28 protein-coding genes are annotated in these 26,963 nt (G+C 69.3%); 19 read left to right on the top strand and 9 right to left on the bottom strand.

All coding sequences use genetic code 11. The features are described from left to right. Nucleotides 1-2: 2 nt before the first annotated feature. Nucleotides 3-1,199 carry an ABC transporter substrate-binding protein gene (locus tag AB0H88_RS26195; protein WP_357648728.1) on the bottom strand — a complete coding sequence of 399 codons (1,197 nt, stop codon included), beginning with the start codon at nucleotides 1,197-1,199 and terminating at the stop codon, nucleotides 3-5. 169 nt (nucleotides 1,200-1,368) lie between these two features. Between AB0H88_RS26195 and AB0H88_RS26190 the strand changes: the two genes are divergently transcribed. Next, the gene (locus AB0H88_RS26190) at nucleotides 1,369-2,469 is read left to right on the top strand and encodes a 5-methyltetrahydropteroyltriglutamate--homocysteine S-methyltransferase (protein ID WP_357648726.1); all 1,101 of its coding nucleotides are present in this window, start codon (nucleotides 1,369-1,371) and stop codon (nucleotides 2,467-2,469) included. Nucleotides 2,470-2,496: 27 nt separating this feature from the next. Here AB0H88_RS26190 and AB0H88_RS26185 read toward each other — a convergent pair whose 3' ends face one another. Continuing rightward, nucleotides 2,497-3,261, bottom strand: a complete 765-nt coding sequence (locus tag AB0H88_RS26185) for a class I SAM-dependent methyltransferase (protein ID WP_357648724.1) — start codon at nucleotides 3,259-3,261, stop codon at nucleotides 2,497-2,499. Between the two features lie 70 nt (nucleotides 3,262-3,331). Between AB0H88_RS26185 and AB0H88_RS26180 the strand changes: the two genes are divergently transcribed. Then, the gene (locus AB0H88_RS26180; protein WP_357648722.1) at nucleotides 3,332-3,901 is read left to right on the top strand and encodes a CGNR zinc finger domain-containing protein; all 570 of its coding nucleotides are present in this window, start codon (nucleotides 3,332-3,334) and stop codon (nucleotides 3,899-3,901) included. Between the two features lie 85 nt (nucleotides 3,902-3,986). Here the strand turns inward: AB0H88_RS26180 and AB0H88_RS26175 are convergent, their stop codons facing one another. Beyond that, complete coding sequence (locus AB0H88_RS26175; RefSeq protein WP_357648720.1) at nucleotides 3,987-4,931, bottom strand: D-2-hydroxyacid dehydrogenase family protein; 945 nt, start codon at nucleotides 4,929-4,931, stop codon at nucleotides 3,987-3,989. Between the two features lie 142 nt (nucleotides 4,932-5,073). Here AB0H88_RS26175 and AB0H88_RS26170 point away from each other — a divergent pair, with 142 nt between their 5' ends. Then, nucleotides 5,074-5,589 carry a CHRD domain-containing protein gene (locus AB0H88_RS26170; RefSeq protein WP_357648718.1) on the top strand — a complete coding sequence of 172 codons (516 nt, stop codon included), beginning with the start codon at nucleotides 5,074-5,076 and terminating at the stop codon, nucleotides 5,587-5,589. Nucleotides 5,590-5,848: 259 nt separating this feature from the next. Here the strand turns inward: AB0H88_RS26170 and AB0H88_RS26165 are convergent, their stop codons facing one another. Further along, nucleotides 5,849-6,190 (bottom strand): hypothetical protein, encoded by a 342-nt coding sequence (locus tag AB0H88_RS26165; RefSeq protein ID WP_357648716.1) that lies wholly within the window; start codon nucleotides 6,188-6,190, stop codon nucleotides 5,849-5,851. A gap of 334 nt (nucleotides 6,191-6,524) precedes the next feature. Between AB0H88_RS26165 and AB0H88_RS26160 the strand changes: the two genes are divergently transcribed. The 8 genes from AB0H88_RS26160 to AB0H88_RS26125 all read left to right on the top strand — a co-directional run bounded on the left by AB0H88_RS26160 (nucleotide 6,525) and on the right by AB0H88_RS26125 (nucleotide 13,757). Beyond that, entirely contained in the window at nucleotides 6,525-8,351 is a 1,827-nt protein-coding gene (locus tag AB0H88_RS26160) for a glycosyltransferase family 2 protein (RefSeq protein WP_357648714.1), read from the top strand. 45 nt (nucleotides 8,352-8,396) lie between these two features. Next, nucleotides 8,397-9,437 carry an energy-coupling factor ABC transporter permease gene (locus AB0H88_RS26155; protein WP_357648712.1) on the top strand — a complete coding sequence of 347 codons (1,041 nt, stop codon included), beginning with the start codon at nucleotides 8,397-8,399 and terminating at the stop codon, nucleotides 9,435-9,437. A gap of 30 nt (nucleotides 9,438-9,467) precedes the next feature. Then, nucleotides 9,468-10,241 (top strand): cobalt ECF transporter T component CbiQ, encoded by a 774-nt coding sequence (gene cbiQ, locus AB0H88_RS26150; protein ID WP_225294109.1) that lies wholly within the window; start codon nucleotides 9,468-9,470, stop codon nucleotides 10,239-10,241. Next, nucleotides 10,238-10,999 (top strand): ABC transporter ATP-binding protein, encoded by a 762-nt coding sequence (locus tag AB0H88_RS26145; protein WP_357648711.1) that lies wholly within the window; start codon nucleotides 10,238-10,240, stop codon nucleotides 10,997-10,999. The genes cbiQ and AB0H88_RS26145 overlap by 4 nt, the downstream gene beginning before the upstream one ends. Nucleotides 11,000-11,108: 109 nt before the next feature. Next, a complete protein-coding gene (locus AB0H88_RS26140) occupies nucleotides 11,109-11,447 on the top strand; it encodes an STAS domain-containing protein (protein WP_225294105.1) in 339 nt (112 codons plus the stop codon). Nucleotides 11,448-11,495: 48 nt separating this feature from the next. Continuing rightward, nucleotides 11,496-12,269, top strand: coding sequence for an SDR family NAD(P)-dependent oxidoreductase (locus AB0H88_RS26135; protein ID WP_357648708.1), 774 nt, complete (start codon nucleotides 11,496-11,498; stop codon nucleotides 12,267-12,269). 6 nt (nucleotides 12,270-12,275) lie between these two features. Beyond that, complete coding sequence (locus AB0H88_RS26130) at nucleotides 12,276-13,040, top strand: crotonase/enoyl-CoA hydratase family protein (protein WP_357648706.1); 765 nt, start codon at nucleotides 12,276-12,278, stop codon at nucleotides 13,038-13,040. Nucleotides 13,041-13,142: 102 nt separating this feature from the next. Beyond that, nucleotides 13,143-13,757 carry a rhomboid family intramembrane serine protease gene (locus AB0H88_RS26125; RefSeq protein WP_357648704.1) on the top strand — a complete coding sequence of 205 codons (615 nt, stop codon included), beginning with the start codon at nucleotides 13,143-13,145 and terminating at the stop codon, nucleotides 13,755-13,757. Nucleotides 13,758-13,780: 23 nt separating this feature from the next. Here AB0H88_RS26125 and AB0H88_RS26120 read toward each other — a convergent pair whose 3' ends face one another. Next, on the bottom strand, nucleotides 13,781-14,323 hold the full coding sequence (locus AB0H88_RS26120; RefSeq protein ID WP_357648702.1) for a TIGR00645 family protein: 543 nt from the start codon (nucleotides 14,321-14,323) through the stop codon (nucleotides 13,781-13,783). Nucleotides 14,324-14,450: 127 nt separating this feature from the next. On the opposite strand from AB0H88_RS26120, the gene AB0H88_RS26115 reads away from it, so the two are divergent. Further along, on the top strand, nucleotides 14,451-14,825 hold the full coding sequence (locus AB0H88_RS26115) for a BlaI/MecI/CopY family transcriptional regulator (RefSeq protein WP_225294089.1): 375 nt from the start codon (nucleotides 14,451-14,453) through the stop codon (nucleotides 14,823-14,825). 13 nt (nucleotides 14,826-14,838) lie between these two features. Here AB0H88_RS26115 and serC read toward each other — a convergent pair whose 3' ends face one another. Continuing rightward, the gene (serC, locus tag AB0H88_RS26110; protein WP_357648700.1) at nucleotides 14,839-15,948 is read right to left on the bottom strand and encodes a phosphoserine transaminase; all 1,110 of its coding nucleotides are present in this window, start codon (nucleotides 15,946-15,948) and stop codon (nucleotides 14,839-14,841) included. A 127-nt stretch (nucleotides 15,949-16,075) separates the two neighbouring features. Between serC and AB0H88_RS26105 the strand changes: the two genes are divergently transcribed. After that, on the top strand, nucleotides 16,076-18,703 hold the full coding sequence (locus AB0H88_RS26105; RefSeq protein ID WP_357648698.1) for an ABC transporter substrate-binding protein: 2,628 nt from the start codon (nucleotides 16,076-16,078) through the stop codon (nucleotides 18,701-18,703). Nucleotides 18,704-18,753: 50 nt separating this feature from the next. On the opposite strand, the gene AB0H88_RS26100 is transcribed toward AB0H88_RS26105, so the two are convergent. Continuing rightward, a complete protein-coding gene (locus tag AB0H88_RS26100; RefSeq protein WP_214643257.1) occupies nucleotides 18,754-19,860 on the bottom strand; it encodes a citrate synthase 2 in 1,107 nt (368 codons plus the stop codon). A gap of 176 nt (nucleotides 19,861-20,036) precedes the next feature. Between AB0H88_RS26100 and pdxH the strand changes: the two genes are divergently transcribed. From pdxH to AB0H88_RS26075, 5 genes are all read left to right on the top strand, one after another. Further along, complete coding sequence (gene pdxH, locus AB0H88_RS26095; RefSeq protein ID WP_225294082.1) at nucleotides 20,037-20,690, top strand: pyridoxamine 5'-phosphate oxidase; 654 nt, start codon at nucleotides 20,037-20,039, stop codon at nucleotides 20,688-20,690. 10 nt (nucleotides 20,691-20,700) lie between these two features. Beyond that, nucleotides 20,701-21,936, top strand: coding sequence for an MFS transporter (locus AB0H88_RS26090; RefSeq protein WP_357648695.1), 1,236 nt, complete (start codon nucleotides 20,701-20,703; stop codon nucleotides 21,934-21,936). 161 nt (nucleotides 21,937-22,097) lie between these two features. Then, nucleotides 22,098-22,802 carry a metal-dependent transcriptional regulator gene (locus AB0H88_RS26085; protein ID WP_357648693.1) on the top strand — a complete coding sequence of 235 codons (705 nt, stop codon included), beginning with the start codon at nucleotides 22,098-22,100 and terminating at the stop codon, nucleotides 22,800-22,802. 123 nt (nucleotides 22,803-22,925) lie between these two features. Beyond that, a complete protein-coding gene (locus AB0H88_RS26080) occupies nucleotides 22,926-25,145 on the top strand; it encodes a SpoIIE family protein phosphatase (protein ID WP_357648691.1) in 2,220 nt (739 codons plus the stop codon). Nucleotides 25,146-25,162: 17 nt separating this feature from the next. Next, a complete protein-coding gene (locus tag AB0H88_RS26075) occupies nucleotides 25,163-25,939 on the top strand; it encodes an alpha/beta fold hydrolase (protein WP_357648689.1) in 777 nt (258 codons plus the stop codon). Here the strand turns inward: AB0H88_RS26075 and AB0H88_RS26070 are convergent. Further along, a complete protein-coding gene (locus tag AB0H88_RS26070; RefSeq protein ID WP_357648687.1) occupies nucleotides 25,936-26,304 on the bottom strand; it encodes a MarR family transcriptional regulator in 369 nt (122 codons plus the stop codon). The two genes, AB0H88_RS26075 and AB0H88_RS26070, sit on opposite strands and share 4 nt — an antisense overlap. Before the next feature lie 20 nt (nucleotides 26,305-26,324). On the opposite strand from AB0H88_RS26070, the gene AB0H88_RS26065 reads away from it, so the two are divergent. Beyond that, nucleotides 26,325-26,753, top strand: a complete 429-nt coding sequence (locus AB0H88_RS26065; RefSeq protein WP_357648685.1) for a MarR family transcriptional regulator — start codon at nucleotides 26,325-26,327, stop codon at nucleotides 26,751-26,753. Here AB0H88_RS26065 and AB0H88_RS26060 read toward each other — a convergent pair. Continuing rightward, nucleotides 26,750-26,911, bottom strand: coding sequence for a hypothetical protein (locus AB0H88_RS26060; protein ID WP_225294066.1), 162 nt, complete (start codon nucleotides 26,909-26,911; stop codon nucleotides 26,750-26,752). The genes AB0H88_RS26065 and AB0H88_RS26060 overlap by 4 nt on opposite strands. Nucleotides 26,912-26,963: the final 52 nt, after the last annotated feature.

The following is a 26,963-nucleotide window of genomic DNA, read 5'->3' as shown; positions in this document are numbered from 1 at the left end:
CGCTACTCCGCGGCCACGGTCTTGGCGAGCTGCGCCTTGGCCCAGGGGGTGGTGATGAACTGGCCGTTCTTCACGGTGTTGACCGAGATGTACTCGGGGGAGAGCCCGGAATGGTCGGTGGGGGAGTAACGGAACCGGCCGTTCGGGGTGACCAGGTCAATGCTCTCCAGCGCCTGCTGGATCTTGGCCTTGTCGGTGCTGCCCGCCTTCTTGATCGCCTCGAACAGCAGCAGGCCGGCGCTGTAACCGTCCTGCGCGAACTGCGGCGGCGGGTAGCCGTACTTCTGCTGGTACGGCTTGGACATCTGCTCGATGACCTGCTTCTGCTTGCCGTCGGGTAACTGCTCGCCCACCACGCCGATGGCGCTCTGCACGGTCATCCCCTCGGCCGCGGCGCCCATCGGCTCCAGCCAGAGCTTGCTGGCCTGGGAGGCGGTCAGGAACAACGGCACCTTCAGGCCCGCGGCGGCGTACTGCTTGGCGGCGGTGACGCCGGGCGCGCCGGAGCCCCAGAAGACCAGCGCCTCGGCCGTGGAGCCGCGTACGTGGGTGAAGAGCGGGCTGAAGTCGGAGGTCGTGGTCTCGTACGGCTCGTCCACGGCGATCTTGACGCCGTACTTCGGGGCGAGCGCGACCATGGCCTTGTGACCGGACACGGAGTAGGCGCTCTTGGAGTCGTAGGCGAGCGCGACCGTCTTGAGGCCGGTGGCCTGGAGGTACTGCAGGTAGCGCTCGGCGTACATGCTGGACAGCGCGGGCGTGACGAAGACGTAGGACTTGATCGGCTCGACCTGCTCCTGGGCGGGCGCCAGCGACAGGTAGGGCATCTTGTCGCGCTGCGCCAGCGGCTCGATCGCCAGCGCCGAGTTGGAGAAGACCGGGCCGATCAGCGCGTCGATCTCGCCCTTGATCTGGTTGTAGGCCACGATGCCCTGGTCCGGCGCGGTCTTGTCGTCGCGGGCGATGAGCTCCACCTTGCGGCCCAGCAGGCCGCCGCCGTTGTTGATCTGCTCGACGGCCAGCTCGACGGCCTTCTTGTCCTCGCTGCCGAGCGGGGTGTAGTTGCCGGTCAACGAGACGATGAGGCCCACTTTGATCGGCTCTTGAGCGCCGGATCCGCCGCCCCCGCCACCGCCACCGCTGCCGCACGCGGCCGTGGCGAGAACGAGACAGGCCAAGGACGGGAGAAGCCTGTGCATTCAGGACCTCCAGGACCGCGAATGTGGCCCTGAATGTAGGCAGGCACTTTACGCCTGTCAATAGAGTGCCCAACATTGTGATCAGGAGGACGTTGGGCAGAACCGTGACAGCCGTTGCATAGTGGCCTAACTTTGGGCGTACTACGTACGCCTAGAGAAGGTGATCCACATGCGCACCTCACCCCCTTTCCGCGCAGATCATGTCGGCAGCCTGCTCCGGCCACTCGCCCTGCTCAGCGCCCGTGAGAGTCTCACCGGCGAGGCGCTGCGCGAGGTGGAGGACGAGGCGATCCGCGAGGTCGTGCGCAGGCAGGAGGAGCTGGGCCTGCAGGCGGCGACCGACGGGGAGTTCCGCCGGGCCTCCTGGCACATGGACTTCATCTACCAGCTCGGCGGCATCGGCCAGGCCACCGGCGAGCACATCACGGTCCGCTTCCACAACGAGCGGGGCGACCTCGAGTACACCCCCGCGGCGATGCGGGTGCACGACAAGATCAGGCTGACCGAGCCGATCTTCGCCGACCACTTCACGTTCCTGCGCGACACCGTTACCACGGCGGTGCCCAAGCTGACCATCCCCTCGCCCAGCATGGTCCACTACCGGGGCGGTCCCGCCTCCATAGACCCGGACGTCTACCCCGACGTCGAGGAGTTCTGGAGCGACCTCAGCGCCGCCTACGCCGAGCAGGTACGCGGGATCGGCGAGCTGGGCTGCACCTACCTGCAGTTCGACGACACCAGCCTGGCCTACCTCAACGACCCGGCGCAGCGGGCCGAGCTCGCCGAACGCGGCGACGACGCCGAGCACATGCACCTGCGTTACATCAAGCAGATCAACATCGCGCTCGCGGCCAAGCCCGAGGGAATGGCGATCACCACGCACATGTGCCGCGGCAACTTCCGCTCCTCCTGGGCGGCTTCAGGGGCCTACGACTTCGTGGCCGAGGCGCTGTTCGGCGAGCTGGCGGTGGACGGGTTCTTCCTGGAGTTCGACGACGAGCGCTCGGGCGGCTTCGAGCCCCTGCGCTACGTACCGCCGGGCAAGATGGTGGTGCTCGGCCTGGTCACCACCAAACGCGGTGAGCTGGAGTCCAAGGACGCGCTCAAGAGGCGCATCGACGAGGCCGCCAAGTTCATCGACCTGGACCAGCTCTGCCTGTCCCCGCAGTGCGGCTTCTCCTCCACCGTCGAGGGCAACGTGCTCGACGCCGACCAGCAGTTCGCCAAGCTGGCCCTGATCGCCGAGACCGCGCGGGAGGTGTGGGGCTAGGAGACCCCCGCCGGGTCGCGGCGGGCGTCAGGCGCGGACGGCGCAGAGGAGGCGGTTGTTGCCGCGTTGCCAGAGCGTGCCGACCTCGGCGAAGCCCGCCTCGCGCAGGGCGTCGACGTGCTGGGACAGCAGGCCGGACTCGGTGCCACTGTGGTTCGCGCCCGCGGTGGTGCGAGCGGTACGGGCGTCGATGAGCTCGGCGAAGGCGGGCTCGGCGGCGATCGAGTCCCACCACTGCCGCCAGTCCTCGGGCCGGCCGTCGGCGAACACCCGGTCGGTGTGGCGGTCGTGGACGGCGCGTTCGAGCCGGGCGATGACCGAAGTGGCGTCGTCGGAGTCGAAGTGGTCGCCGTTGAGGAGCAGCCCGCCCGGCCGCAGCACGGAGACCAGGTCGGCGTACATCTTCCGGAGCTCCGGCACGGCGAGCCAGTGCAGCGCGGTGGTGCTCACCGCGACGTCGGCCGGGCGGTCCAGGGGCAGGGACTCCGTCCAGCCCGGTGTACGCAGGTCGAGGTCGACGAAGCCGAGTCGCGGGTACGCGGCCCGGCCGAGGCCGAGCAGCAGCGGGTCGGCGTCGACCGGGATCACCGTGGCCTTGGGCAGCCGCTCCAGGAGGCGGGCGGACAGCGAGCCCGGCCCGCAGCCCAGGTCGATGACCAGCGGGTCGGGGCGGCCCAGCGCCTCGACGGCGTCGATCAACGCGGTGAAGCGCTCCTCGCGGTCGGGCAGGTAGCCCTCCTGCTGCCGGTCCCAGCGCGCGATCCAGTCGACTGCGATCTCGTGAGTGAGCACGTCGTCTCCTTGTGACCCTCGTTTAAGCTTTAGACAGTCACACGCTAAAACACAGGATGTAACTGGTCAAGTGGATTTCAACAGTCACACGGATACGGTCGTCCGAGTCGCCGTGGCGGTGGTCAATGTGCTGACCCCTGGCGAGAGCCGGGGGCGGCCCTGGCCGGCGCCGCACGATCTCGGCGCCGCCGCCACGGACGTGCTCCGTACCGTCTACCCCACGCATCCCGAGGTCACCGAGGCGGAGGGCGGTGCGTACGCCGAGATCGCGGCGCGCCTGCGCCTGGTCTTCGAGGCCGTCGCGGCGGACGACATCGACACGGCGGCGACGCAGGTCAACAGCCTGCTGGAGGAGTCGCACGCCCGGCCGATGCTCCAACGGCACGACGGCGAGCCGTGGCATCTCCACTTCCACGGCACGGGTGGCACCCTGGCCGGTGACTGGGCGGCGAGTTGCGCCACCGGGCTCGCGATCGTGCTCGGCAGCGAGTTCTCCGACCGGCTCGGCGTGTGCACGGCGCCGCACTGCGACCGGGTCTACGTAGACGTGTCGCGCAACGGCACGCGTCGCTTCTGCTCCACCGCCTGCCAGAACCGGGTCAAAACCGCGGCCTTCCGGGCGCGGGGCAAGGTCACGTGAGCAAGCGGGCGCCACATGAGCAACCGGGCACGAGAAAGGCCACGTGAGCAACCGGACCGGGCTTACGCGAGCAGCCGGACCGGGCTTACGTGAGCAGCCGGACCGGTGTGCCCGCGAGGAACGCCTCGATGTCGGCCACGGCCTCCTGGAAGTAGGTGCGGTAGTTGCCCTGGGTGACGTAACCGAGATGCGGCGTGGCCAGGACGTTCGGCAGCGTGCGCAGCGGGTGGTCGTCCGGAAGCGGTTCCTCGTCGAAGACGTCCAGCCCGGCGCCGGCGATGCGGCCCTCCCTCAGCGCCTCGATCAGGGCGGCCTGGTCCACGATGGCCGCCCGCGAGGTGTTGACCAGATACGCCGTACGACGCATCAGCGCCAGCTCCGAAGCGCCGATCAGCCCGCGGGTCCGGTCGCCGAGGACGAGGTGGATCGACACGATGTCCGACTCGGCCAGGAGCGCCTCCTTCGTGGCCGCGTACCGTACGCCCAGTTCGGCCGCCCGGTCGGCGGTGAGGTTGCGGCTCCAGGCGACGACGTCCATGCCGAAGGCGCGGCCGATGGCGGCCATCTGGGAGCCGATCTTGCCGAGGCCGAGCAGGCCGAGGGTGCTGCCGCGCAGGTCGAGGCCGATCGTGTGCTGCCAGGGGCCGCCGGCCCGCAGCGCGGTGGCCTCGGGGATCAGGTGGCGGGCCAGGCCCAGGATGAGGGCCCAGGTCAGTTCGGTGGGCGGCGCCGAACTGCCGGCGGTGCCGCAGACTGTGACTCCGTGGGCGCGGGCGGCGTCCAGGTCGATGGAGGCGTTGCGCATGCCCGTCGTGATGAGCAGGCGCAGGTTCGGGAGCCGGGCGAAGAGCTCGGCGGGGAACGGCGTGCGCTCCCGCATGATCACCAGGATCTCGTGGTCGCGGACGGCTCGCACCAGGTCGTCCTGCGTGGCGAAGTGCTCGCGGAAGCTCGTCGCCCGCACCGGGGACCAGTCGGCGAGGTCGAGTGCGATATCCTGGTAGTCATCCAATACGGCACAGCGCAGCATAAATGCGGATATTACCGGCGCTGTCTCCGGCAGGCACAGGTGCTTACCGTCAAGCCGCTTCACCCATACTTCGCCGCCTCGAAATCCGCCACGATACGTGCGGCAGGGTGTCCTGAAGTCTGATGGGAGAGGACCACGTCCCATGAGCAGATCCTTGGCAGTCGCCACCCTCACCACCGCAGCCCTCGTCACCGGCCTCGTAGCCCTTCCTGGCTCCGCCACCGCGAGCCCCGCCGGCGCCGCCGACCGCGGGCAACGTGTCGTCATGACCGGCCGGCAGGAGGTGCCGGGTCCAGGTGATCCGGACGGGCATGGCGCCTTCACCTACCAGGTGAAGGGCGAGACGCTCTGCTACACCATCACCGCCGACCGCATCCTGCCCGCCACGGCCGCCCACCTCCACAAGGGCAAGAAGGGCGTGGCAGGCCCGATCACCGTCACCCTGAAGTCCCCGACCAAGGGTCCCGCGAAAGGCTGCATCAAGGCGGCCAAGCAGCAGAGCGGCTCGAACGCCGCGCTCGTCCTGACCCAGAGCGAGCTGCACGGCATCGTCAAGTCGCCGGAGCGGTACTACGTCAACGTGCACAACGCGAAGTATCCCGACGGAGCCATCCGCGGCCAGCTCCCCGGCATGGGCGGCGGGTCGGCGACTCACTGACCCCCTGCTCCAGCTCCCAGGTGCGATCGGGGAGCTGGAGCCCGTTCAACGGGTGGACAGGCTTTCTGCTTCCTCGTGCAACACCGCGATGAGGATCAGCTCCAGGTGGAGCTCGGCCAGATCGGGAGCCGCGAGGCCATCGAGGACATGCATGGTGGGCCTCCCTGCACGAAGGACGCCCCACATGTCACAGAGGTTTACCGGCAGAACGAGCAGCGCAGGTTGTCCATCCTGTCAGGCATGGCCTGACAGGAGCGCGTCAGGTAACGCCTGACAAGCCCGCGAGGGCCCGCATGATCTCCTGCCGCTCCTCGTTGATCCGGCGGCAGATCGTCACGTACGCGTTCAGCACCTTGCAGTACGCCTGCCGCGCCTCGTCGAGCTGGGCGCCTCGGATGACGATCCGCTCATGGTCGTCCTGTGTCTCGGCCTCGGCGAGCAGTGCTCGCGCCTCGTCCACGATCTCTTCCGCCCTGATCCGCGTACGGCGGAGCAGGGCGGAGCATTCATGCAGCTCTCCCAGCCGCGCTGAGGAGACGATGAACTCCGCATCGTGTACGGCCGAGCCGGTCACCCTGGGCCCGCGAAGATCGGATCCCACTCTCGCCACCTCCCCGGTCAAGGTTGCCTCACTGTAGACGCGTCATCCCGTCCCGTGGATCACCTGTTCTCGCGTGGGGTACGGCATCCTTCCTCCGGGGGAGGTTCTCTCCTCCTGGGTGGGATAACAGCGTCCCTGAACCCCGTTCGGTCCTGCCGTATTGTGCGGATTAGCGGTTTCACCTGCGCTTATGCGATGAGTGCGGTGAATCTTCTGTCTGGGGAAAAGGGGCGGAGGAAGAGGCGAGATCGGCCACGCGACGCCCGGTCGTCATCACATACTGAAACGACGTGACTGCGGTATGTGACGGCGGCTGAAGGGCGCGCTTGTGGCTATGGCGACATCGAACGGCGACGAGGACGCGGTGGACGTCAGCGTCATCATCCCGGCCCACAACTGCCGTCCATACCTGGACCGGTGCCTCACCGCCGCGCTGGTTCAGCGGATCAGGAAAGAGATCATCGTCGTCGACGACGGATCGACCGACGGCAGTGACGAACTGCTCGACCTCTACGCCACCTACCACAAGGGCAACGTCAAGGTCATCAGCATCGCCGCCTCGGGTGGCGCCGGGCGGCCGCGCAACATCGGCATCGAGCACGCCACCGGCCGCTACGTCTTCTTCTGCGACGCCGACGACTACCTGGGCCCCGAGGCGCTCGAACGCATGGTCGCCATGGCCGACCGCAACGGCTCCGACATCGTGCTGGGCAAGGTCGTCGGGCACGGCAGGCGCGCTCCGATGTCGATGTTCCACCGCGGCGCCGAGCGGGCCGAGCTCGGTGACAGCGCCGTCTACAACAGCCTGAGCTGCTTCAAGCTGTTCCGCAGGGAGATGCTGGTCAGTCATGGCATCAAGTTCGGCGAGGGCATGCTGGTCGGCGAGGACATCCACTTCACCGTGCACGCCTACTGCCATGCCAAGGTGATCTCCGTGGTGGCCGACTACGACTGCTACCACCTGGTCGCCAGGTCCGACGGCAGCAGCATCATGCAGCAGCCGGGCAGCCGGGACCCACGCGGCTGGCTCGGCATGATCCGCGGGCCGATCCAGCTCATGACCGAGCACGTCCCGCCGGGGCCGCTGCGCGACCACCTGCTCCGCCGGCACTTCAGGCTCGACGTGTTCGAGCAGCTCGGCGTGCCGTTCCTGAAGTCGGACGAGGTGCAGCGCAAGGAGATCGCGCAGGAGGTGGCCGCGCTCTGCGACAGATGGCTGACGCCCGGCGTCTACGCGCGGCTCAGCCGGACCGACCAGCAGCGGATCGCCGCGCTCGGCGACATCCACCGCCTGGTGCGGCTGGCCCAGATCGAGGCCGCCGCCGTGAGCCGCCGGCTGACCGGCCTGCGCTGGGAGGCGAACCGGCTGGTCGTGACCGGGGTGGCCGGGCTCGACGGCATGCCGGAGCACGACGGGGTCGCGCTCGTGCTCCGCGCCCGCAACGTGCGCGGGCAGGAGCTGATCGTGCCCGCCGAGCGCGAGGGCGCCGCGTTCGTCGCCAGCGTCGACGTGGCGGCGCTCGACTCCGGCATCTGGGACCTGCGGGTGGCCGTCGAGATGGAGGGCGTGGTCCGATACGGCCGGCTCGGCGCCGACCGCGACAGCTGCGTCACCCGGCCGGCGCCCCGGCTCATCGGCGCCGTGGTGGCGCTGCCGTACTTCACCAAGGACAACGGCAACCTCAGCATCGACGTCGGCGGGCACCTGATGACGGTGCCGGGCCGGGCCAGGATCCACCGGACGCGCTGGACGCTCGGGCGGCGGCTGCTCATCGACGGCGAGGTCACGGTCGTGGGCGTGATCCCGGCGGCCTCGGCGATCACCCGGCTGGTCTGGCGCGAGCGGCGTACGGGCAACGAACGGGCCGAGCGGGTGGTCGCGCTGCCGGGCGGCGGGTTCGCGGCCCGGCCCGCGATGGGCAAGTTCGCGCCGGGCATCTGGGACGCCTATCTGGAGGTTGAGCTGGGCGGTCCGCCCGCGAGGTTCCGGATCGAGACCGACGCCCAGACCGTCGCCGCGCCGCGCCGGTTGTGGGGCAGGTTGCGCGGCGGTGCCATGCTGCGGAGCGTGCGTCCGTACGCGACGTCGGGCAAGGGGCGGCTGAGCACGGTGGTGCTCAAGATGACGACCCGTACGGCCTTCCGCAGAATTCTTCGCTAATTGCCATCTATGTGCAGGTGCAAGGCGATGTCCTAAAGTGGGGAGTTGCAACACCGCTTGACGAAGGGCTTCACCGTGCACGTACCCGATGGCTTCTTCAACGCGGCCGTATCCGTGTCCGCCGGCGCGGTCGCCGCCGCCGGGCTGGCGGTCTGCCTGCGCGGCGCGCGCCGCGAGCTCGACGACCGGACCGCGCCCATGGCCGGGCTGGTGGCCGCGTTCATCTTCGCCGTCCAGATGCTCAACTTCCCCGTCGCCGCGGGCACCAGCGGGCACCTGCTGGGCGGGGCGCTGGCCGCGATCCTCGTGGGGCCCTATACGGGCGTGCTCTGTATGGCCGTGGTCCTGCTGGTGCAGTGCGTGTTCTTCGCCGACGGCGGTCTCACGGCGCTGGGGATCAACATCACGATCATGGGCATCGTCACCGTGCTGGTCGGCTGGGGCGTCTTCCGGCTGGTCGCGCGGCTCGCCAAGGGCAAGGGCGGTGTGACGGTGGCCGCGTTCCTCGCCGCGCTGATCTCCGTGCCGTCAGCCGCCCTGGTGTTCTCGGCGCTGTTCTGGGCCGGCGGCACCGCGCCGATCGAGGTCTCCGCGGTGGCGGCCGCGATGGGCGGCGTGCACGTGCTGATCGGCATCGGCGAAGGAGTCATCACGGCCCTGACCGTCGGCGCGGTGCTGGCAGTCCGGCCGGACCTCGTGTACGGCGCGCGCGGGCTGACCACGCCCCTTGTGCTGAGGGGTGCCGAAGAGGCGGCGGTCACGGTGGGCTCCGCTGAGGAGCCGGTGGCCACCCGCGGCCCGCTGCGGGCGTTCCTGCTCGGCGGCCTCGGCCTGACGCTGGTGCTGGCCGGGATCGTGTCCTTCTTCGCCTCCTCCAGCCCCGACGGCCTGGAGGCGGTCGCCGAGAACCATGGCTTCCTCGACCAGGCCACCCACCACGTGTTCGGCTCGTGGGCGCTGGCCGACTACGGTGATGTGGGCGGCATCCCCGTGGGCGTCGCCGGGATCATCGGAGTCGGGCTCGTGCTGCTCATCGCCGGGGGCGTCGCCTATACCGCCCGTGGCCGAGCAAAGGCGCGGGTCTGAGGCTAGCGAACGAGAGACGGTGAGTGTCGGGTGGGCGCGGGGCACCATCATCAGCTCTACCTGGCAGGGGACTCGGTCGTGCACCGGCTCCCGCCGCAGTGCAAGCTGCTGGCCGTCGCCGCCTTCGCGATCGTGGTGGTGGCGACGCCGAGGGAGCGGTTCTGGGCCTTCGGGCTCTACGCGGTCCTGCTCGCGGGGGTCGCGGTGGCCGCCAGGGTGCCGCTGACGTACGTGCTGCGGCGGATGGTGGTCGAGCTGCCCTTCGTGCTGTTCGCCTTCCTCATCCCGGTGATCGGGCTGGGGGAGCGGACTACCGTGCTGGGCGTCTCGCTGAGCGTGGCCGGGCTCTGGGCCGGGTGGAACATCCTGGCCAAGGCGACGCTGGGGGTGGTCGCCTCGATCCTGCTCGCGGCCACCACAGAGCCGCGGGTCATCCTCATCGGCGCCCAGCGGCTCCGGCTGCCCAGCCTGCTGGTGCAGATCGCCATGTTCATGCTCCGCTACATGGACGTGATCATGGATGAGATGCGCCGGATGCGGGTCGCGCGGGAGTCTCGTGGCTTCGAAGCACGGAATTTCCGGCACATCCCGGTGATCGCACGGTCGGCGGGCGCGCTGTTCATCCGCTCGTACGAACGGGGCGAGCGGGTGCACCTCGCGATGCTCAGCCGCGGCTATTCCGGGCGGATGCCGATGATGGACGAAATTTCGGGATCTGTTGGGCAATGGGCCACGGCCCTCGCTCTGCCGGGCATGGCTCTGGCCGTACTAGGACTGTCAGCCGTACAAGGACTGTCACTGTGAACTCTCCGGCCGTCAACTCCCTCGAAGTGAACCGGCTCGCCTACGCCTACCCCGACGGGACGCAGGCCCTGTTCGGCGTGGACTTCACGATCCGGCGCGGCGAGCGCGTCGCGCTGCTCGGCCCCAACGGCGCCGGCAAGACCACCCTCGTCATGCACCTGAACGGCATCCTCACGGCCGGGCACGGCTCGGTGAGCGTGGCCGGCACGCCGGTGCGCAAGGACACTCTCAAGGAGATCAGACAGCGCGTCGGCCTTGTCTTCCAGGACCCGGACGACCAGCTCTTCATGCCCACGGTCAGGGACGACGTGGCGTTCGGCCCGGCCAACTCGGGCGTGTCGGGCGCGGAGCTGGAGCGCGTGGTCAAGGGCGCGCTGGAGCGGGTCGGCATGCTGGAGGTCATCGACCGGCCGCCGCACCACCTGTCGTTCGGCCAGCGCCGGCGGGTGGCCGTGGCGACCGTGCTGGCGATGGAGCCGGAGATCCTGGTGCTCGACGAGCCGTCGTCCAACCTCGACCCGGCCGCCCGCAGGGAGCTGGCCGAGGTCCTGCGCTCGCTCGACGTGACCGTGCTCATGGTCACCCACGACCTGCCGTACGCGCTGGAGCTCTGTGAACGCTCGCTGATCCTCTCCGACGGCGTGATCGTCGCGGACGGGCCCACTCGCGAGCTGCTCGCCGACACCGAGCTGCTCGCCAGCCACCGCCTGGAGCTCCCATACGGCTTCGCCATCCCCGCACCGGCGGAGCACGGCTGATCCAGGGAGGTCATTTTCCCGTTTCGGCCTTCACATACGGATGATCCGAGTTTGTGCATGCCCGGTACCCGGGGATGTCGAAGTACAGTGGCTCATCGAGGAGGGCCAAATGAAGCTGCGGCTTGCGCGACACGCCCTGGGTGATGCCGTGGTGGTGGCCGTTGAGGGTGAGCTGGACCTGTTCACGGCGCCGTTCCTCCGCGACGAGGTGCGGGACGCCATCAAACAGGATGGCGCCTGGCTGGTGCTCGACCTCCAGCAGTTGTCGTTCATGGACTCCAGCGGCCTGTCGGTGCTCATCGAGGCATGGCGGCTGGCCACGGGAGAGGGCGGCGGCGTGTCACTGGCCGGGCCGCAGGCCCCGGTGGCCCGCATCCTGCGTACGACCGGGCTCGACCGGCGGATCAAGGTATATTCCGATGTCGACACGGCCGTAGGCGAGATTTAACCCACCCCGAGTAGAACTTCATTCGGTTGGCGGGTTAGGGTCCGGGATATGGACGTGAACGGATCTGCAGCAATCATCTCCGGCGGGGCCAGTGGCCTCGGCGAGGCGACGGCCCGCGAGCTCGCGGGCCACGGCGCCACGGTGGTCATCGCCGACCTCAACGAGGAACGCGGCAAGAGCATCGCCGACGAACTCGGTGGGGTCTTCGCCCGGACCGACGTGACGGACGACGAGCAGGTACAAGCGGCGGTCGAGGCGGCCGTCGCCACCGGCAAGCCGCTGCGCGTCGTGGTGAACAGCGCGGGAATCGGCTGGGCCGAGCGCACTGTCAACCGTGACGGCGCCCCGCACAACCCCGCCTCCTTCCGCAAGGTCGTCGAGGTCAACCTGATCGGCACGTTCAACCTCATGCGCGTCGGCGCGGCGGCGATCGCCAAGACCGAGCCGGTGGACGCCGACGGGCAGCGGGGCGTGGTCATCAACACCGCCTCCGTCGCGGCGCTGGAAGGCCAGACCGGGCAGCTCGCTTACTCGGCCTCCAAGGGCGGCATCGTGGGCATGACCGTGCCCGCCGCGCGTGACCTGGCGGCCATCGGCGTACGGGTGAACACCATCTGCCCGGGGATCATCGACACTCCGATCTACGGCTTCTCGCCCAACTCCGACGAGTTCAAGGCCAAGCTGGTGGCGCCGGTCGTTTTCCCCAAGCGCATGGGGCGGGCCGACGAGTTCGCGCACCTGATCAGGTCCCTGATCGAGAACGACTACATGAACGCCGAGGTCGTCCGCTTCGACGGCGGCATCCGCTTCCAGCCCAAGTGAGGTCACGTGTCTGACGAAGTGCTCGTCGAAGAGTCCGACGGCGTCGCCGTGATCACGATCAACCGGCCCGCCGCGCGCAACGCCATCAACGGCGCGGTGGCCCGCGGTATCGCGGCAGCCCTCGACACGCTGGAGGCTCGTCCCGACATCTCCGCCTACGTTCTGACCGGAGCGGGTGGCTACTTCTCGGCGGGCATGGACCTCAAGGGCTTCCTGTCCGGCGACTTCCCCGTGGTCGAGGGCCGCGGCTTCGGCGGCCTGACCGAGTCGCCGCCCAAGAAGCCGATCGTGGCGGCGGTCGAGGGCTACGCGCTCGCGGGCGGCTTCGAGCTCGCGCTGTCGTGCGACGTGATCGTGGCGTCGGCGGAGTCCACCTTCGGCCTGCCGGAGCCCAGGCGGGGCCTTGTGGCGGGCGCGGGCGGCATCATGCGGCTGCCGCGCCGGATCCCGTACCACGTCGCCATGGAGATCGCCCTGACCGGCGATCACTACCCCGCCTCGCGCCTGTACGAGCTGGGACTGGTCAACCGGATCACCCCGGCGGGCGAGGCGCTGGACGGGGCGCTGGAGCTGGCCCGGAAGATCGCCGCCAACGCTCCGCTGGCCCTCGCGGCCACCAAGCAGGTGATCGTCGAGTCGCAGGACTGGTCGCTGGAGGAGATGTTCGCCAAGCAGGGCGGCATCATCAGCCCGGTGTTCAGCTCGAAGGACGCCATGGAGGGCGCGGCGGCTTTCGCCGAGAAGCGCGCCCCCCAGTGGAAGGGCGAGTAGCCCTTTTCCCGACCCCCTCCCCTTTTTGGGAGGGGGTTTCATCGCGCGCGCATAACTTCTTCTGCGTACGGTAAAGAAGGAAAGGTCTAGCGGGAGGGGCGCATGAGCGACTATTCGAGGTCCGCGTACGAGTCGGCCAAGCGTGGCGCGGGCTCCCTCCTCGCCGGCGCCCTGAGCGCGACCTTCGTCATGGTCGTGATGCTCGCCGTGATGTGGGCCGTCGAGGTCGTCGACTACACGACGAACGGCAGCCTGGACCGGGAGTTCGGCATCGTCGGCTGGGACCCCTCGGGCCTCGTGGGCATCTTCTTCGCCCCGTTCCTGCACGTGGGCTTCGGCCACCTGATGGCCAACTCGCTGCCGCTGCTGATCCTGGGATTCCTGGCGGCGTTGCGTGGGCTCGGGCGGTTCTTCGCGGCCAGCCTGCTGATCATCGTGATCGGCGGGATCGGCACCTGGTTCACCAGCCCCGACACGATCACGGTGGGTGCGAGCGGCCTGGTGTTCGGATATTTCGGGTACGTCCTGGCTCGCGGGATATTCGACCGCCGCGTGTTCGACATCGTCATCGGGATCGGCGTGGGGATCGCCTACTACTCGATCCTGTGGGGCCTGCTGCCCAACCAGCAGGGCATCTCCTGGCAGGGCCACCTGTTCGGCCTGGTGGGCGGCGTCATCGCCGCCTGGCTGCTGCGCCGCAAGCGCGAAGTGGCGTAGGCCGAACCAGCCAGGTCACCGCGCTAGGAGCTGTGCACCCGCTCGGCCGGAGACGAGGACAGCAGGCGATCTATCAGCGCCAGGCCGATGGCCGACAGGACGAAGGCCAGGTGGATGATCGTCTGCCACATCATCTTGCTGTCCTCGATCGTCTGGGCCTTGATGAACGTCTGCAGCAAGTGCACCGACGAGATGCCCACGATGGCCGTCGCCAGCTTGACCTTGAGGACGTTCGCGTTGACGTGGGACAGCCACTCCGGCTCGTCGGGGTGCTCGTTGAGGTTGATGCGCGAGACGAACGTCTCGTAGCCCCCGACGATGACCATGATGAGCAGGTTGGAGATCATCACCACGTCGATGAGGCCCAGCACCGACAGCATGACCGTGACTTCGATGTCGCTCTCGCCGCCATGGAGGACGCCTTCGATCAGGTGCCAGAGCTCGACCATGAACTGCCAGACGTACACCCCCTGGGCCACGATGAGCCCCAGGTAGAGGGGGACCTGTAACCAGCGGCTGGCGAACATCAGGTAGCCCAGGCCATTGGGCCGCCTGCTCATACTCATCCGGTATAACCCCTGTCACATGAGGATATGTCGGCGCGACTGGGCGGAAAGGAAGATCAACCCTGGTCGCGCGCGGGCTTTTTAGGGAAGAATGTTTCCTAACTCACCGAGCCGGAGGGTTGGTCAGTTGGCGAACCTGGGATCCCTGGAGCGCGCGATCATGGACGTGCTGTGGGATGCCGGTAGGCCGATGCGGGTGCGTGAGCTGCTCGCCACGCTCAACGAGGTGCGTGAGCTCGCCTACACCACGGTGCAGACCGTCGCCGAACGGCTGGTGAAGAAGGGGCTGCTCGTCCGCACGCCGTACCGTAACGCCTTCAAGTACGCGGCCGCCTACTCCAGGGACGAGCACGTCACGCGGCTCATGCTGGAGGCGCTGGCGGCCAGCACCGACCGGCTGCCGGTGCTGGCGAGGTTCGCGCAGAGCGTCGAGGAGGAGGACGCCCTGGCCCTGCTGGACGAGCTCTCGCGCCGTACGGGTCAGAAACGCTCGACCACGTAACCGGCGTAACAGGTCAAAGACGCTCGACCACGTAGTCGACGCAGACCGTCAGCGCTTCGACGTCGGCCGGGTCGATGGCCGGGAACATCGCGACGCGCAGCTGGTTGCGGCCGAGCTTGCGGTAGGGCTCGGTGTCGACGATGCCGTTGGCGCGCAGCGCCTTGGCCACGGCCGCCGCGTCCACGTCGTCGGAGAAGTCGATCGTGCCGACCACCTGTGAGCGGAACTCGGGAGCCGCGAACGGCGTGGTGTAGGAGGTCTTGTCGGCCCAGGTGTAGAGGCGCTGGGCGGAGTCGGCGGTGCGGGCGGTGGTCCAGGACAGGCCGCCGTTGCCGTTCATCCAGTCGAGCTGGTCGGCCAGCAGGAACAGCGTCGCCACCGACGGGGTGTTGTAGGTCTGGTCCTTGCCGGAGTTGTCGATCGCGACCGGCAGGCTGAAGAACTCGGGCACGTAGCGGTCGGTGGCGGCGATCTCCTCGACCCTGGCCAGGGCGCGCGGCGACATGAGCGCGATCCACAGGCCGCCGTCGGAGGCGAAGCTCTTCTGCGGGGCGAAGTAGTAGACGTCGGTCTCCTCGATGGACACGGGCAGGCCGCCCGCGCCGGAGGTGGCGTCCACGAGCACCAGGGAGTCGTCGGAGCCGACTCGCTTGATCGGCATGGCGACGCCGGTCGAGGTCTCGTTGTGGGTGAGCGCGTAGACGTCGACGCCGTCCTCGGCCGCGGCGGCCGGGTAGGTGCCCACCTCGGACTTGATCACCGTCGGCTCGCCCAGCCAGGGTGCCTTCTTGGCGACGGTGGCGAACTTCGAGGAGAACTCGCCGAACGACAGGTGCTGGGACCGCTCCCGGATGAGCCCGAAGGAGGCGATGTCCCAGAACGCGGTGGTGCCGCCGTTGCCCAGCACGACCTGATAGCCCTCGGGGAGCGAGAACAGATCGGCGAGGCCGGCGCGTACGCGGCCGACCAGGTTCTTGACCGGCTTCTGGCGGTGCGAGGTGCCCATGACGCTCGCGCCGGAGGCGGCGAGCGCGGCCAGTTGCTCGGTGCGAACCTTCGAGGGCCCGCAGCCGAAGCGGCCGTCGACGGGCTTGATGTCAGCGGGAATCACGATGTCAGCCACCTGACCAAGGGTACTTTCCCGACGAGGTTGCCTGGACCCGGGTCCGGATCCTGAGAAATGATGAACCATTTCCCTCGATCATTCGTTGGACCGGCAACACGGGTGAGGTCTGGCTGGAGGAGTCCGGGTGGCCGATCTGCGGAGTGTCGTCGAAGCGTTGATTCACCGGCCGGTGTTCTGGCGGGCCGACCCGCCGCTGCCCACGGTGCTCGTGACGGGCCCTGAGGCGCTCGCCGCGGTCGAGCTGCTCGCCGAGCCGTTCCAGGACTCCGTGCCCTACGCCCACGTCAAGGAGGGCGAGTACGGGACGGTCCAGGAGCTGGTGAAGGCTCTTGCGGGCGAGCACGGCCAGCTGGGCAAGCCGGTGGGCGGGTCGCTGCTGCCGCCGCCCCGCTTCCCGCTCGCGCAGTTCGTGCTGTGGGCGAGGGAGCAGCGGGACCTGCCGCCGCCGGACGCCACCGGGAGCTGGCCGCCGGATCCGCACTCTCACACGGGCTACCGGGCGTTCAAGGAACGGCTCAAGGAGAGGCAGCGGAGCAGCCGCGACAGCGACCGGGGGCGCAGGACCTCGGCCGACTTCCTGGCGCGCGCCGCGACGACCTGGGTGCCGGTCGGCACGCTGGCCGTCTGGTGGTTCAACGGCCCCGCCGACCTCGTCGGCCTCGCTCCGTGGGTGCTCGGTCTGCTGGTGGCCGCGCTCGGCACCACCGGCCAGGCCTTCTTCTCGATCAGGGGGACACTGTTCACCGGCTGGCTGCGCAAGCAGCCGTACGTACGGCGCAAGCGGTTCGAGCGGCCCACCCCCTACGCGCTGCGCCTGGCCAACGCCGACGACGAGGCCATCGAGCGGTTATTGGTGCACGCGCTGATGCGGGATCTGCGCGAGGCGTACAAGAAGTGGATCATCCCGTGGCCGAGCTGGGGCAGAGGGCTGTACGCCCTGCTGCTGATCCAGGTCGTCGATCCCGACGGGGTCAACGCGCGGTTCCTGCGGCTCGTGGAGGAGACCACCAAGAAGACCGGGTTGCTGCCGCCGATGGTCGTGCTGGCGGCGGTGTCCGCCGTCCCGCCCGGACCGCCGATCGGGTCGGCGGAGCTGGGCGAGCTGCCCGAGGTCGTCGGGCGGTGGCGGGCCGCGGCCCGGCTCCGCGTCCCTGACCTGCGGATCGGCATCCAGGCCGCGGAGGTGCCCGCAGTCGGGGCGTACCCGCCGGTGCTGCCGCGCAGGAAGCGGGCCCTGGCCTACTGGACGGCCATCGGGCTGCTGCTGGTCCTGCCGTTCGCCCTGGTCTTCTGGATGCAGCGGGACAGGGCCGCGCACTGCGGCGGTCTGCGATGGGCGGAGCGGAGCGGCACCGAGTGCGTCGGCATCGTGAACGCCACCGGCGACACGCCGGACGGCCTCTTCGACGGCGCCGTGAAGCAGCTGGTCAAGAAGATCGACGCGAACAACGGCTACGCCCTCGGCTCGGGACGGTACGTCAGCGTGGTCCTGTTCGGTGAGTTCTCGATCACGAAGACGGAGGCGAACGACACCCGGCTGTCGGCCGCCGTGTCCGAGCTGGAAGCGGTGGAGGAGCAGCAGCGGACCGCCAGCACCACGCCCCGGCTGCGGGTGCTGCTCGCCAACGCCGGCGACAACTTCCGCCATGGCCGCCGGACGGCGCAGCTCATCACCGAGCTCGCCGCGCAGGACCCGCACGTGATGGGTGTGATCGGCCTGCCGCGCAGCATGGAGGGCGTCAGCCAGGCGATCGAGGAGTTGCACCTGGCGAAGATCCCGATGGTGTCGACCACGGCGACGGCGGACCGGCTCGGCTACGTCGGCGACTCCGCCGACGGCAAGCAGCCCGGCCAGCCGTCCCCCTACTACTTCCAGGTCGGGCCGACCAACTTCCGTGAGGCGACGCTGGGCGCGCGCTTCGCCCGGAGCATGCTGCTCGAGGACGTGGCCAAGCCGGTCGCGGTCATCGTCCAGGACGAATCGATCACCGACCAGTACACGAAGAACCTGGCCGACGACTTCGAGACGGCGCTGAAGGCGCAGGGCATCACCGTCAAGGAGCCGGAGGACTACAACGTCGAGTCGGGCGGCATCCAGGAGGCCGCTGTGGCGGCCTGTGGCCTCAAACCGGACGTCTTCCTCTATGCCGGGCGGGCTTCGGAGTTCCTCGGCTTCCTGACCTCAGTGGAGGGCAGCGGCTGCAAGGACGCGAAGGTGCTCGCGGGCGACGACGTCGTCAGGGCGATGGCCGAGCACGCCGGTGAGATCGCCCACATGAAGCGGATGCAGGTCTACTACGTGGCGCTGGCGCACCGGGCGGTGTGGAACCAGAGCGCCACCAAGCAGACCGCGTTCATCAGCGGCCTGCTCGCCGGCGCGCACGCGAAGTCCTCCGACGACAACCTCATCCTCACCTTCGACGCGGCCAACGTGCTCTACCAGGCGGCCAGTACCGCCTATCGGGCGGGCGCGCAGGAGGGCGGCGGCCTGCCCAGCCGGGGCGACATCCTGTACCGGCTGACCCGGCGGGTCTGGAACGGCTCCAGCGGGAAGATCGACTTCGGCTCCGCCGATCTGCACGCCCCGGTCGACAAGGCCATCGCGATCATGAAGGTGGACGTGGCGCGAGCGGGCAACCCGAAGTCGGTCGTCCGCTGCGGCTCCCTGGACGTCAGCGAGCCGCCCCCGAAGGACGCCGTGTGCGCCCGTCTGCCCGACACCGCCGACTCGCCCTCCGCCGCCATCAAATGAAATACGGCTGCCGCGTCGGAACGCGGCAGCCGTACACAAGGATCGAGGCGTCAGATGGTGCCGACGACCTCGGAGGCGCCGGGGACGTCGCTGAGCGGACGCGACGCCGGGCCGATGTACTTGGCGCTCGGGCGGACCAGGCGGCCCGTGAGCTTCTGCTCCAGGATGTGCGCGGCCCAGCCGGCCGTGCGGGCGCAGGTGAACATCGAGGTGAACATGTGCGAGGGCACCTCGGCGAAGTCCAGCACCACGGCGGCCCAGTACTCGACGTTCGTGGCGAGCACCCGGTCGGGCTTGCGCGCGTGCAGCTCTTCCAGGGCGGCCTGCTCCAGAGCGGCGGCGACCTCGTAACGAGGCGCGTTGAGCTCCTTCGCGGTACGGCGCAGCACCCGCGCGCGCGGGTCCTCGGCACGGTAGACGCGATGGCCGAAGCCCATCAGCCGGCTGCCCTTGTCGAGCTCGCTCTGCACGTACTTCTTGGCGTCGCCCAGGTGCTCGACGCCTTCGATCATGTGCAGCACCCGGGCCGGAGCACCGCCGTGCAGCGGGCCGGACATGGCGCCGACGGCACCGGAGAGCGCGGCGGCCACGTCGGCGCCGGTGGAGGCGATGACGCGGGCGGTGAACGTGGAGGCGTTCATGCCGTGCTCGGCGGCCGAGGTCCAGTAAGCGTCGATGGCCTTGACGTGGTTGGGGTCGGGCTCGCCACGCCAGCGGACCATGAACCGTTCGACGATGGTCTTGGCCTCGTCGACGCGGCTCTGCGGCACCATCGGCAGGCCGAGGCCGCGCGCCGACTGCGCCACGAAGGACAGCGCCATCACGGAGGCGCGCGCGAGCTGGTCGCGGGCCTCCTCGTCGCTGATGTCGAGGAGCGCCTTGAAGCCGTAGGCCGGGGCCAGCATGGCCAGCGCGCTCTGTACGTCTACGCGGATGTCACCTGAGTGGACAGGAATGGGGTACGGCTCCGCCGGGGGCAGGCCCGGCTGGAACTTGTTGTCGACCAGCAGGCCCCAGACGTGCCCGAAGGGGACACGGCCGACCAACTCCTCGATGTCGACACCCCGGTAGCGAAGGGCGCCCCCTTCTTTGTCCGGTTCCGCGATCTCGGTCTCAAAAGCTACAACGCCCTCGAGGCCGGGTTTGAAGTCGGACATTCTCGGCCGCCTCCCTTTCTTGCCATGTTGCGGCAATGCCTTGATGTCGAGATACCGGCGGGTCAATTTAACCCCCTACCCGCCCGTGGTCGGTCTCCGGACCCGCCGGAACGCGAAAGCCGCTGGTAGGGAGTGTTGTGTGGGATCTGCCACCAAGCGCGCAAGAATACCGTCTCGTGGATGCCACCTCGCGCCCGCCCGCGCTGGCGGGGCTTCGCCGTACGTATGAGGGCGAGCCGCTGCTCGAAGCCGATCTATCCGCCGATCCGATCACCCAATTCGCCACCTGGTTCCAGGAGGCGCTCACGGCCGGCCTGCCGGAACCGAACGCCATGGTGCTGGCCACGGCCTCGGCCGGCGGCCGGCCGAGCGCCAGGACCGTCCTGCTGAAGGGCTATGACGAGCAGGGGTTCGTCTTCTACACCAACTACGAGTCGCGCAAGGGCCGCGACCTGGCCGAGAACGCCCGCGCGTCGCTGCTCTTCCCCTGGCACCCGATCCGCCGCCAGGTGCGGATCGAGGGCACGGTCGTGCGGCTCTCGCACGAGGAGTCGGCCGACTACTTCAACTCCAGGCCGTACGGCTCGCGGATCGGGGCCTGGGCCTCACGCCAGTCCGCGGTCGTGCGGTCCAGGGAGGAGCTGGACGCCCGATACGACGAGCTCGCCGCCCGGTGGCCGGAGCATCCGCCCGTGCCCGACTTCTGGGGCGGGTTCCGGGTCAGCCCGCTGGAGGTGGAGTTCTGGCAGGGGCAGCTTGACAGGATGCATGACAGGCTGCGATATCGGCGAACGCGCCCCGGATGGGTTCTGGAGAGACTCGCCCCTTAATGTGCCTTAAATGGCAATCGGGGAGCTGATCAAGCGTCATCTCATAGACATACGGCCGCTGGCCGTCCCCACCTATCGGCGCCTCTGGTCCGGTCAGGCCATCGCCAACATCGGCATCGGCGTGACCGTCGTCGCGGTCAGCAAGCAGGTTTGGGACCTCACCCAGTCCTCGTTCTGGGTCGGCCTGCTGGGGCTGGCCAACCTGCTCCCGCTCCTGGTGTTCGGGCTGTGGGGCGGGGCGTTCGCCGACGCGGTCGACCGGCGCCGGCTGCTGATCATCAGCTCGCTCATCTCCTGGGGCGCGACGCTCTTCATCCTGGCCCAGGCCCTCCTCGGCCTGGGCAACGTCTACCTGCTGCTGCTCGCCTCGGCCGTGAGCGCCACCGGGTTCGCGATGACCTCGCCCGCCCGCGGCGCGATCATCCCGAGGATCCTGCCCGCCGAGCTGGTGCCCGCCGCCAACGCGCTCAACTCGCTGGTCTTCGGGTTCGGCGCGATCGTCGGGCCGATGATCGCGGGCGTGCTGCTGGCCTGGCAGGGCTACGCGCTGGCGTACGGGATCGACGCGGTGCTCTTCACGGCCAGCCTGTACGCCTCGATCCGGCTGCCCCAGTTGCTCCCCATGGGCGAGATCCAGCGGCCCGGCTGGCGGTCGGTGATCGACGGGCTGCGCTACATCGCGACCGGGCCGGTCCTGCTGATGTCGTTCGTCGTGGACATCATCGCGATGGTGTTCGCGCTGCCCAGGGCGCTGATCCCGCAGGCCGTGTCCGAGCGCTTCGACGGCTCGCCGATCGCGCTCGGCTGGCTGTCGGCCGGCATGGCCATCGGCGCGGTGCTCGGCGCGCTCGGCTCCGGCTGGCTGGGCCGGGTACGCCGCCAGGGGGTGGCCCTTACGGTCACGATCGCGCTCTGGGGGCTCAGCGTGGCCGCCGCCGGGCTGGCGCAGCAGCTCTGGCTGATGGTCGTGCTGATGGCCGTCGGCGGGGTGGCCGACATGGTGTCGTCCGTCTGGCGGCAGTCCATCCTGCAGTTGCACGCTCCCGACGAGATGCGCGGGCGGATGCAGGGGGCGTTCATGGTGGTCGTGGCGGGCGGGCCGCGCCTGGGCGACCTGCGGGCCGGGCTGACCGCCGTGTGGTTCGGGATGACGTGGGCCTGGGTGGGCGGCGGGCTGGCGTGCGCCGTCGCGGTCCTGATCGTGGGCCTGTCGGTGCCGAGCTTCCGGAACTACCGGGCTGGTTAGCCGCTTTCATCACGATCGGGAAGTAATCAGCGCGCTCGGTTGTTGTGGAGCGTCACCCTCGCCGGTCGTTCTCCCCATAGGGTTCCGTGTGACTTCTGTTGCCCGTCGCCGACGGGTCCAGACCCTGCCCTGACCGGCGTAGCATTCAGATGGGAGGAGCCTTGACCGCACACGGCCTGATCGACACCACGGAGATGTACCTCCGCACGATCTTCGAGCTCGAGGAGGAGGGCATCGTCCCGTTGCGCGCGCGCATCGCGGAGCGGCTCCAGCAGAGCGGTCCCACCGTGAGCCAGACCGTGGCCCGGATGGAGCGCGACGGCCTGGTCCGCGTCGAAGGTGACCGCCACCTGTCGATGACCGACCTCGGGCGCACCCTGGCCACGCGCGTGATGCGCAAGCACCGGCTCGCGGAGTGCCTGCTGACCCAGGTGATCGGCCTGCCCTGGGAAGACGTGCACATCGAGGCGTGCCGCTGGGAGCACGTGATGTCCGAGTCCGTGGAGACCCGGCTGGTGGCGCTGCTCGACAACCCGACGGCCTGCCCGCACGGCAACCCGATCCCCGGACTGGGCGAGCTGGGCGCCAGAGAGCCCGTAGAGGGTGGCCCCAGCCTCTTGACATCCATGTCCGACCTCGCCGGACCCAGAGATATACCCGTAGTCGTGCGGCGAATTAGCGAACAAGTGCAAAGCGATCCTGCTGTGATGCTTAAACTCAAGCAAGTTGGGATACAACCCGGACGCGAGGTGACGCTCGCGGCGAGCGACGACGGTGTGCGGGTGACAGGTGACGGTGACGCGAACGACACTCTCGCGGAGCTTCCGCGTGACGTTGCCGCGCATGTTTTCGTCTCCAGGCGCTGACTCGCCCGCTACTCCTTGGTTGAATCCCTATTGGGAGGCCCTCCACTCCCGGCCGGTCGACGCTGTTGCAGGAGTGCCCGTGGTTCGCATTGCGCACATGCCCTCCCTAGGAGTGGTCTCCGGATGAAGCGTTGGGGGGATGTGTCCCAGGAAGAGGCTGATCATCTGGCGGCTGCATCCGTGCTTGACCATGCCGAGATGGCGGTCGTCGTGACCGACCGTTTCAGCAATCTCCTCTATTGGAACCCCTTCGCCGAGAAGCTCTTCGGCCGCCCGTCGAAGTCGTCACGTGACACCTCGATGCTGTCGCTGGGCATCATGGAGAAGGACCACCCGCTCGCCAGCGAGCTCACCAAGCACGTGCTTAAGGGCGGCGTGTGGGAGGGCACCTTCGACGTACGGCGGGGTGACGGCACGATCGTCTACGTACGCGCCCAGGCCGTGCCGCTGCGCCACCCCTCGGGGTCGGTGACCGGCATCGTCGTCACCGCCCGCGAGGCGCTGCGCAGCAACGAGCGCGAGAAGGACCGCTTCGGCCTGCTGGAGCGCATCGGCGAGCGGCTGGCCGGCTCCCTGTACGTCGAGGAGACGCTCAAGCGGGTGGCCGAGATGCTCGTCCCGCAGTTCGCCGACCACTGTTTCATCGAGTTGATGGAGGGCGACCGGCTGGTCCGGCGGGTCTCGCAGCACGTCCAGGGATGGAACCCACCGGCCGGCACCTGGAAGCCCGTGGGCGCGGAGATCCGCTACCCCGCCTCCCACTACGCCGACACCGCGCTGCGCCGCCAGGAGACCATCCTCGTCGAGGACTTCGCCCTCAGCAGCTTTCCGTCGCCGAGCGAGGGCAGCGCCAAGCTGTGCGGCGAGGTCGGCATGACCTCCGCCATCGTGGCCCCTCTGTGCGTACGCGGCGAGACGCTCGGCCTGATGTACCTCGGACTGTCCAACCTCACCGACCGCCGCAGCCCCCACTACGACGCCTTCGACCGCGACTTCGTCGGCGCCATCGCCACCCGGGTCGCGCTCGCGATCGACAACGCGCTGCTGTTCGAGGAGGAGCGGCACACCGCCGAGTCCTTCCAGAAGCACCTGCTGCCGCGCGCGCTGCCCCAGCTCGACGGCCTGCAGATCGCGGTGCGCTACTACCCGGCGGCGCCGCTCGCCTCCCACGGCCAGGGCATCCAGACCCAGGTCGGCGGCGACTGGTACGACGTGATCCCGCTGTCGGCCGGTCGCGTCGGCATCGTCATCGGCGACGTGGAGGGCCGGGGCGCCAAGGCCGCGGCCATCATGGGCCAGCTCAGGGCGGCGCTGCGGGCCTTCGCGCAGGACGACAAGTCACCGGCCGACATCCTGGCCAGGCTCGACGAGTGGACCCGCATCATCGCCACTCCCGAGAAGGACGACAGCGGCGCCGACATCAGCGTCCCGCCGATCGTGACCTGCCAATACCTCGTCTACGACGCCTGGTCGCGGCAGCTGTCGTTCGCCAACGCCGGGCACGCGCCGCCGCTGCTGCTCGTCGACGGCCAGTGCGTCGAGCTCGACATCGAGGAGGTCGGCCAGCCGTTGGGCGTACGCGCCAAGGGCCTGCACGCCGACCTCGTCTACAAGGAGGAGACCCGCACGCTGCCGCCCGGCGCGGCGCTGCTCCTCTACACCGACGGCTTGGTCGACCGCCGTCCCGCCCGCGACGGCCGGATGCCGAGCGACGAGGAGACGCTGGGCGTCCTGTGCGAGAAGCTGGCGAAGATGGCCGACGCCGAGGTGGAGCGGGTGGCCGACGCGGCGACCGTGGCGGTGCCCGGCGAGATCGACGACGACATGGCGATCCTGGTGGTCCGGTCGAGCGAGTCGGACCTCGACGTCGAGGAGCGCACGTTCCCGGCCCAGCCGATCATGGTCGGCGAGGCGCGCCGGATGGCCTCCGAGGCGTTCGGCGGCTGGAACGTCCCCGAGGAGCGCGCCGAGCTGGCCTGCCTGCTCGTCTCCGAGGTCGTCACCAACGTGGTGCTCCACGCGGCTCACGGCAGCGTGCCTCGCAGGGAGCTGGTCGTCGAGGGGCCGCCGCTGCCGTTCGAGGACTCGTGGGACGTACCCGGCTTCGAGGACGAAGTGGTGAGCGACAAGGAGTTCACGCTGCGGCTGCGCAGGGGCGAGGAGTCGGTCTGGGTCGAGGTGTTCGACCAGGACCTGCGCCTGCCCCGGATCCGGAGCGCGGGGGAGAACGACGAGGGCGGACGCGGCCTTTACCTGGTGGACCAACTCGCCAGGCGCTGGGGGTCGAGACCCACCAGGGAAGGCAAAGCCGTCTGGTTCGAGATTCCCACCCGTAGCCGTTGAGTGATTAGCTCGACGCCATGGACCTGGCCTTCGAGCGTCGCGGCACCGGCGCGCCACTGATCCTCCTGCATGGCATCGGGCACCACTGGCAGGCATGGCTGCCGGTCATGGACCGCCTCGCCGCCTCGCGCACCGTCATCGCCATCGACCTGCCCGGCTTCGGCGTCTCGCCCGGCCTGCCCGACGGCACGCCGTACACCGCGGAGTCGCTCGCCGACGCGGTCGAGTCGTTCTGCGCGCTGCTCGGGGTGCGCGAGCCGCACGTGGCGGGCAACTCGCTCGGCGGCTACATCGCGCTGGAGCTGGCCTCGCGCGGCGTGGTCCGCTCCGCCACCGCGCTGTCGCCCGCGGGTTTCTGGTCGCGCTCCGAGCTGCTGTACTGCCGGTCGGTGCTGCGCGCGCTGCGGGCCACGGCCAGGTCGCTGCCGCCGGAGCAGGCCATCAGGCTCGCCGAGAACCCCCTCGGCCGGGCCCTGTCGGCGGGACTTCTGGTGGCCCATCCGTCCCGGCTGTCGCCGACGGCGCTGATCGCCGCCACCCAGGCGTTGGGCGGTGCGCCCGGCTTCGACGAGACGCTGGAGGCGTTCGCCGGGGTGATGCCGCCCGCGCCGCCCAAGTCGCCCATCACGATCGCCTGGGGCGAGCACGACCGGCTGCTGCCGCGCCGCCAGGCCGTACGCGCCGCCAGGTGGTCGGGGCAGCGGGTCAAGCTGCTCAAGGGCTGCGGTCACGTGCCGATGAGCGACGATCCCGGGCTGGTGGCCCGGGTGCTGCTGGACGGCAGCGGCGGTTAGGCGGCTTCGAGGTTGGCGGCCATCTGGTTCAGCACCGCGAGGGTGGTCTGGAAGTCCTGCGTGCTCACGCCCTGGTTGGCGAGCTGCCTGAACTCCATCACGCGAGCGTGGACCGCCGCGTGGGCCGTCTCGCCTTCCTCGGTGAGGGTGGTGCCGGTGATCCATCCCCTGGCGGTCAGCTCGCGCACCGCGTCGCCGACGCAGTCGAACGCCTTCAGCGCCTCGTACGGGTCGTCGCCCTCGGCCACGGCGTTGAGTGCCTGCCATTGGCGGCGCGAGAGCTCATGGTCGTGGAGCGCGCGGTCCATCGTGTCCTCAAGGAGGGCGTGGACATGCTTCAGGAGGAAACCGATTCTTCGGGTCATGGATGTATAATAGCAACTATATGTATTTTGACAATGAAGTTGCAGCGGTCGAGCGCGCGATGGTCGCCATCAGGCGCAGGCAGAGCAGGCGCGCGCTGGCGCGGCTGCAGGGCGCGCCGGGCCCGGAGTTCGAGGTGCTCGACGTGATCGAGTCCGCGAGCGCGCCCGCCACCGTCTCCACGGTGGCCGACGCGCTCTCGGTCGACCAGCCGAGGGCGAGCAGGCTGGTGGCGGCGGCCGTCGCGGCCGGCCTGGTGGAGCGGCAGGCGGACCAGGCCGACGGGCGCCGGGCGCTGCTCGTGCTGACCGGTGCCGGCCGGACGGCGCTGGAGCAGGCGCATCGCGGTCGGCAGGCGGCGTTCGCCGAGGCGATGGCGGGATGGTCGGACGCGGAGCGCGCGGAGTTCGCGCGGCTCCTCACCCGCTTCGTCGAGGGACTCCCCGGCTAGCGGAACGTCTGGCCGTAGATGAGCAGCATGACGATGATGAAGACGATCATCACCCCGGCGTAGCCGACCGGCCCCAGGCGCAACACGCGGCGCACGCGGTTGAGCCCCCAGGCGAACAGCAACGCCAGGAAAACCAGCAGGATCAGGCCGCCGTACATGCTGACCAGTATGCGGTGCCGGGGCGCTTCCCGCGCGTCATGCGTCCGGATT

Origin of the sequence: Nonomuraea sp. NPDC050680 (genome assembly GCF_040654555.1) — a bacterium.
Classification (GTDB): domain Bacteria; phylum Actinomycetota; class Actinomycetes; order Streptosporangiales; family Streptosporangiaceae; genus Nonomuraea.
Note: the sequence above shows the minus strand (reverse complement) of the source record. Positions and strands in the feature narration are given on the sequence as shown.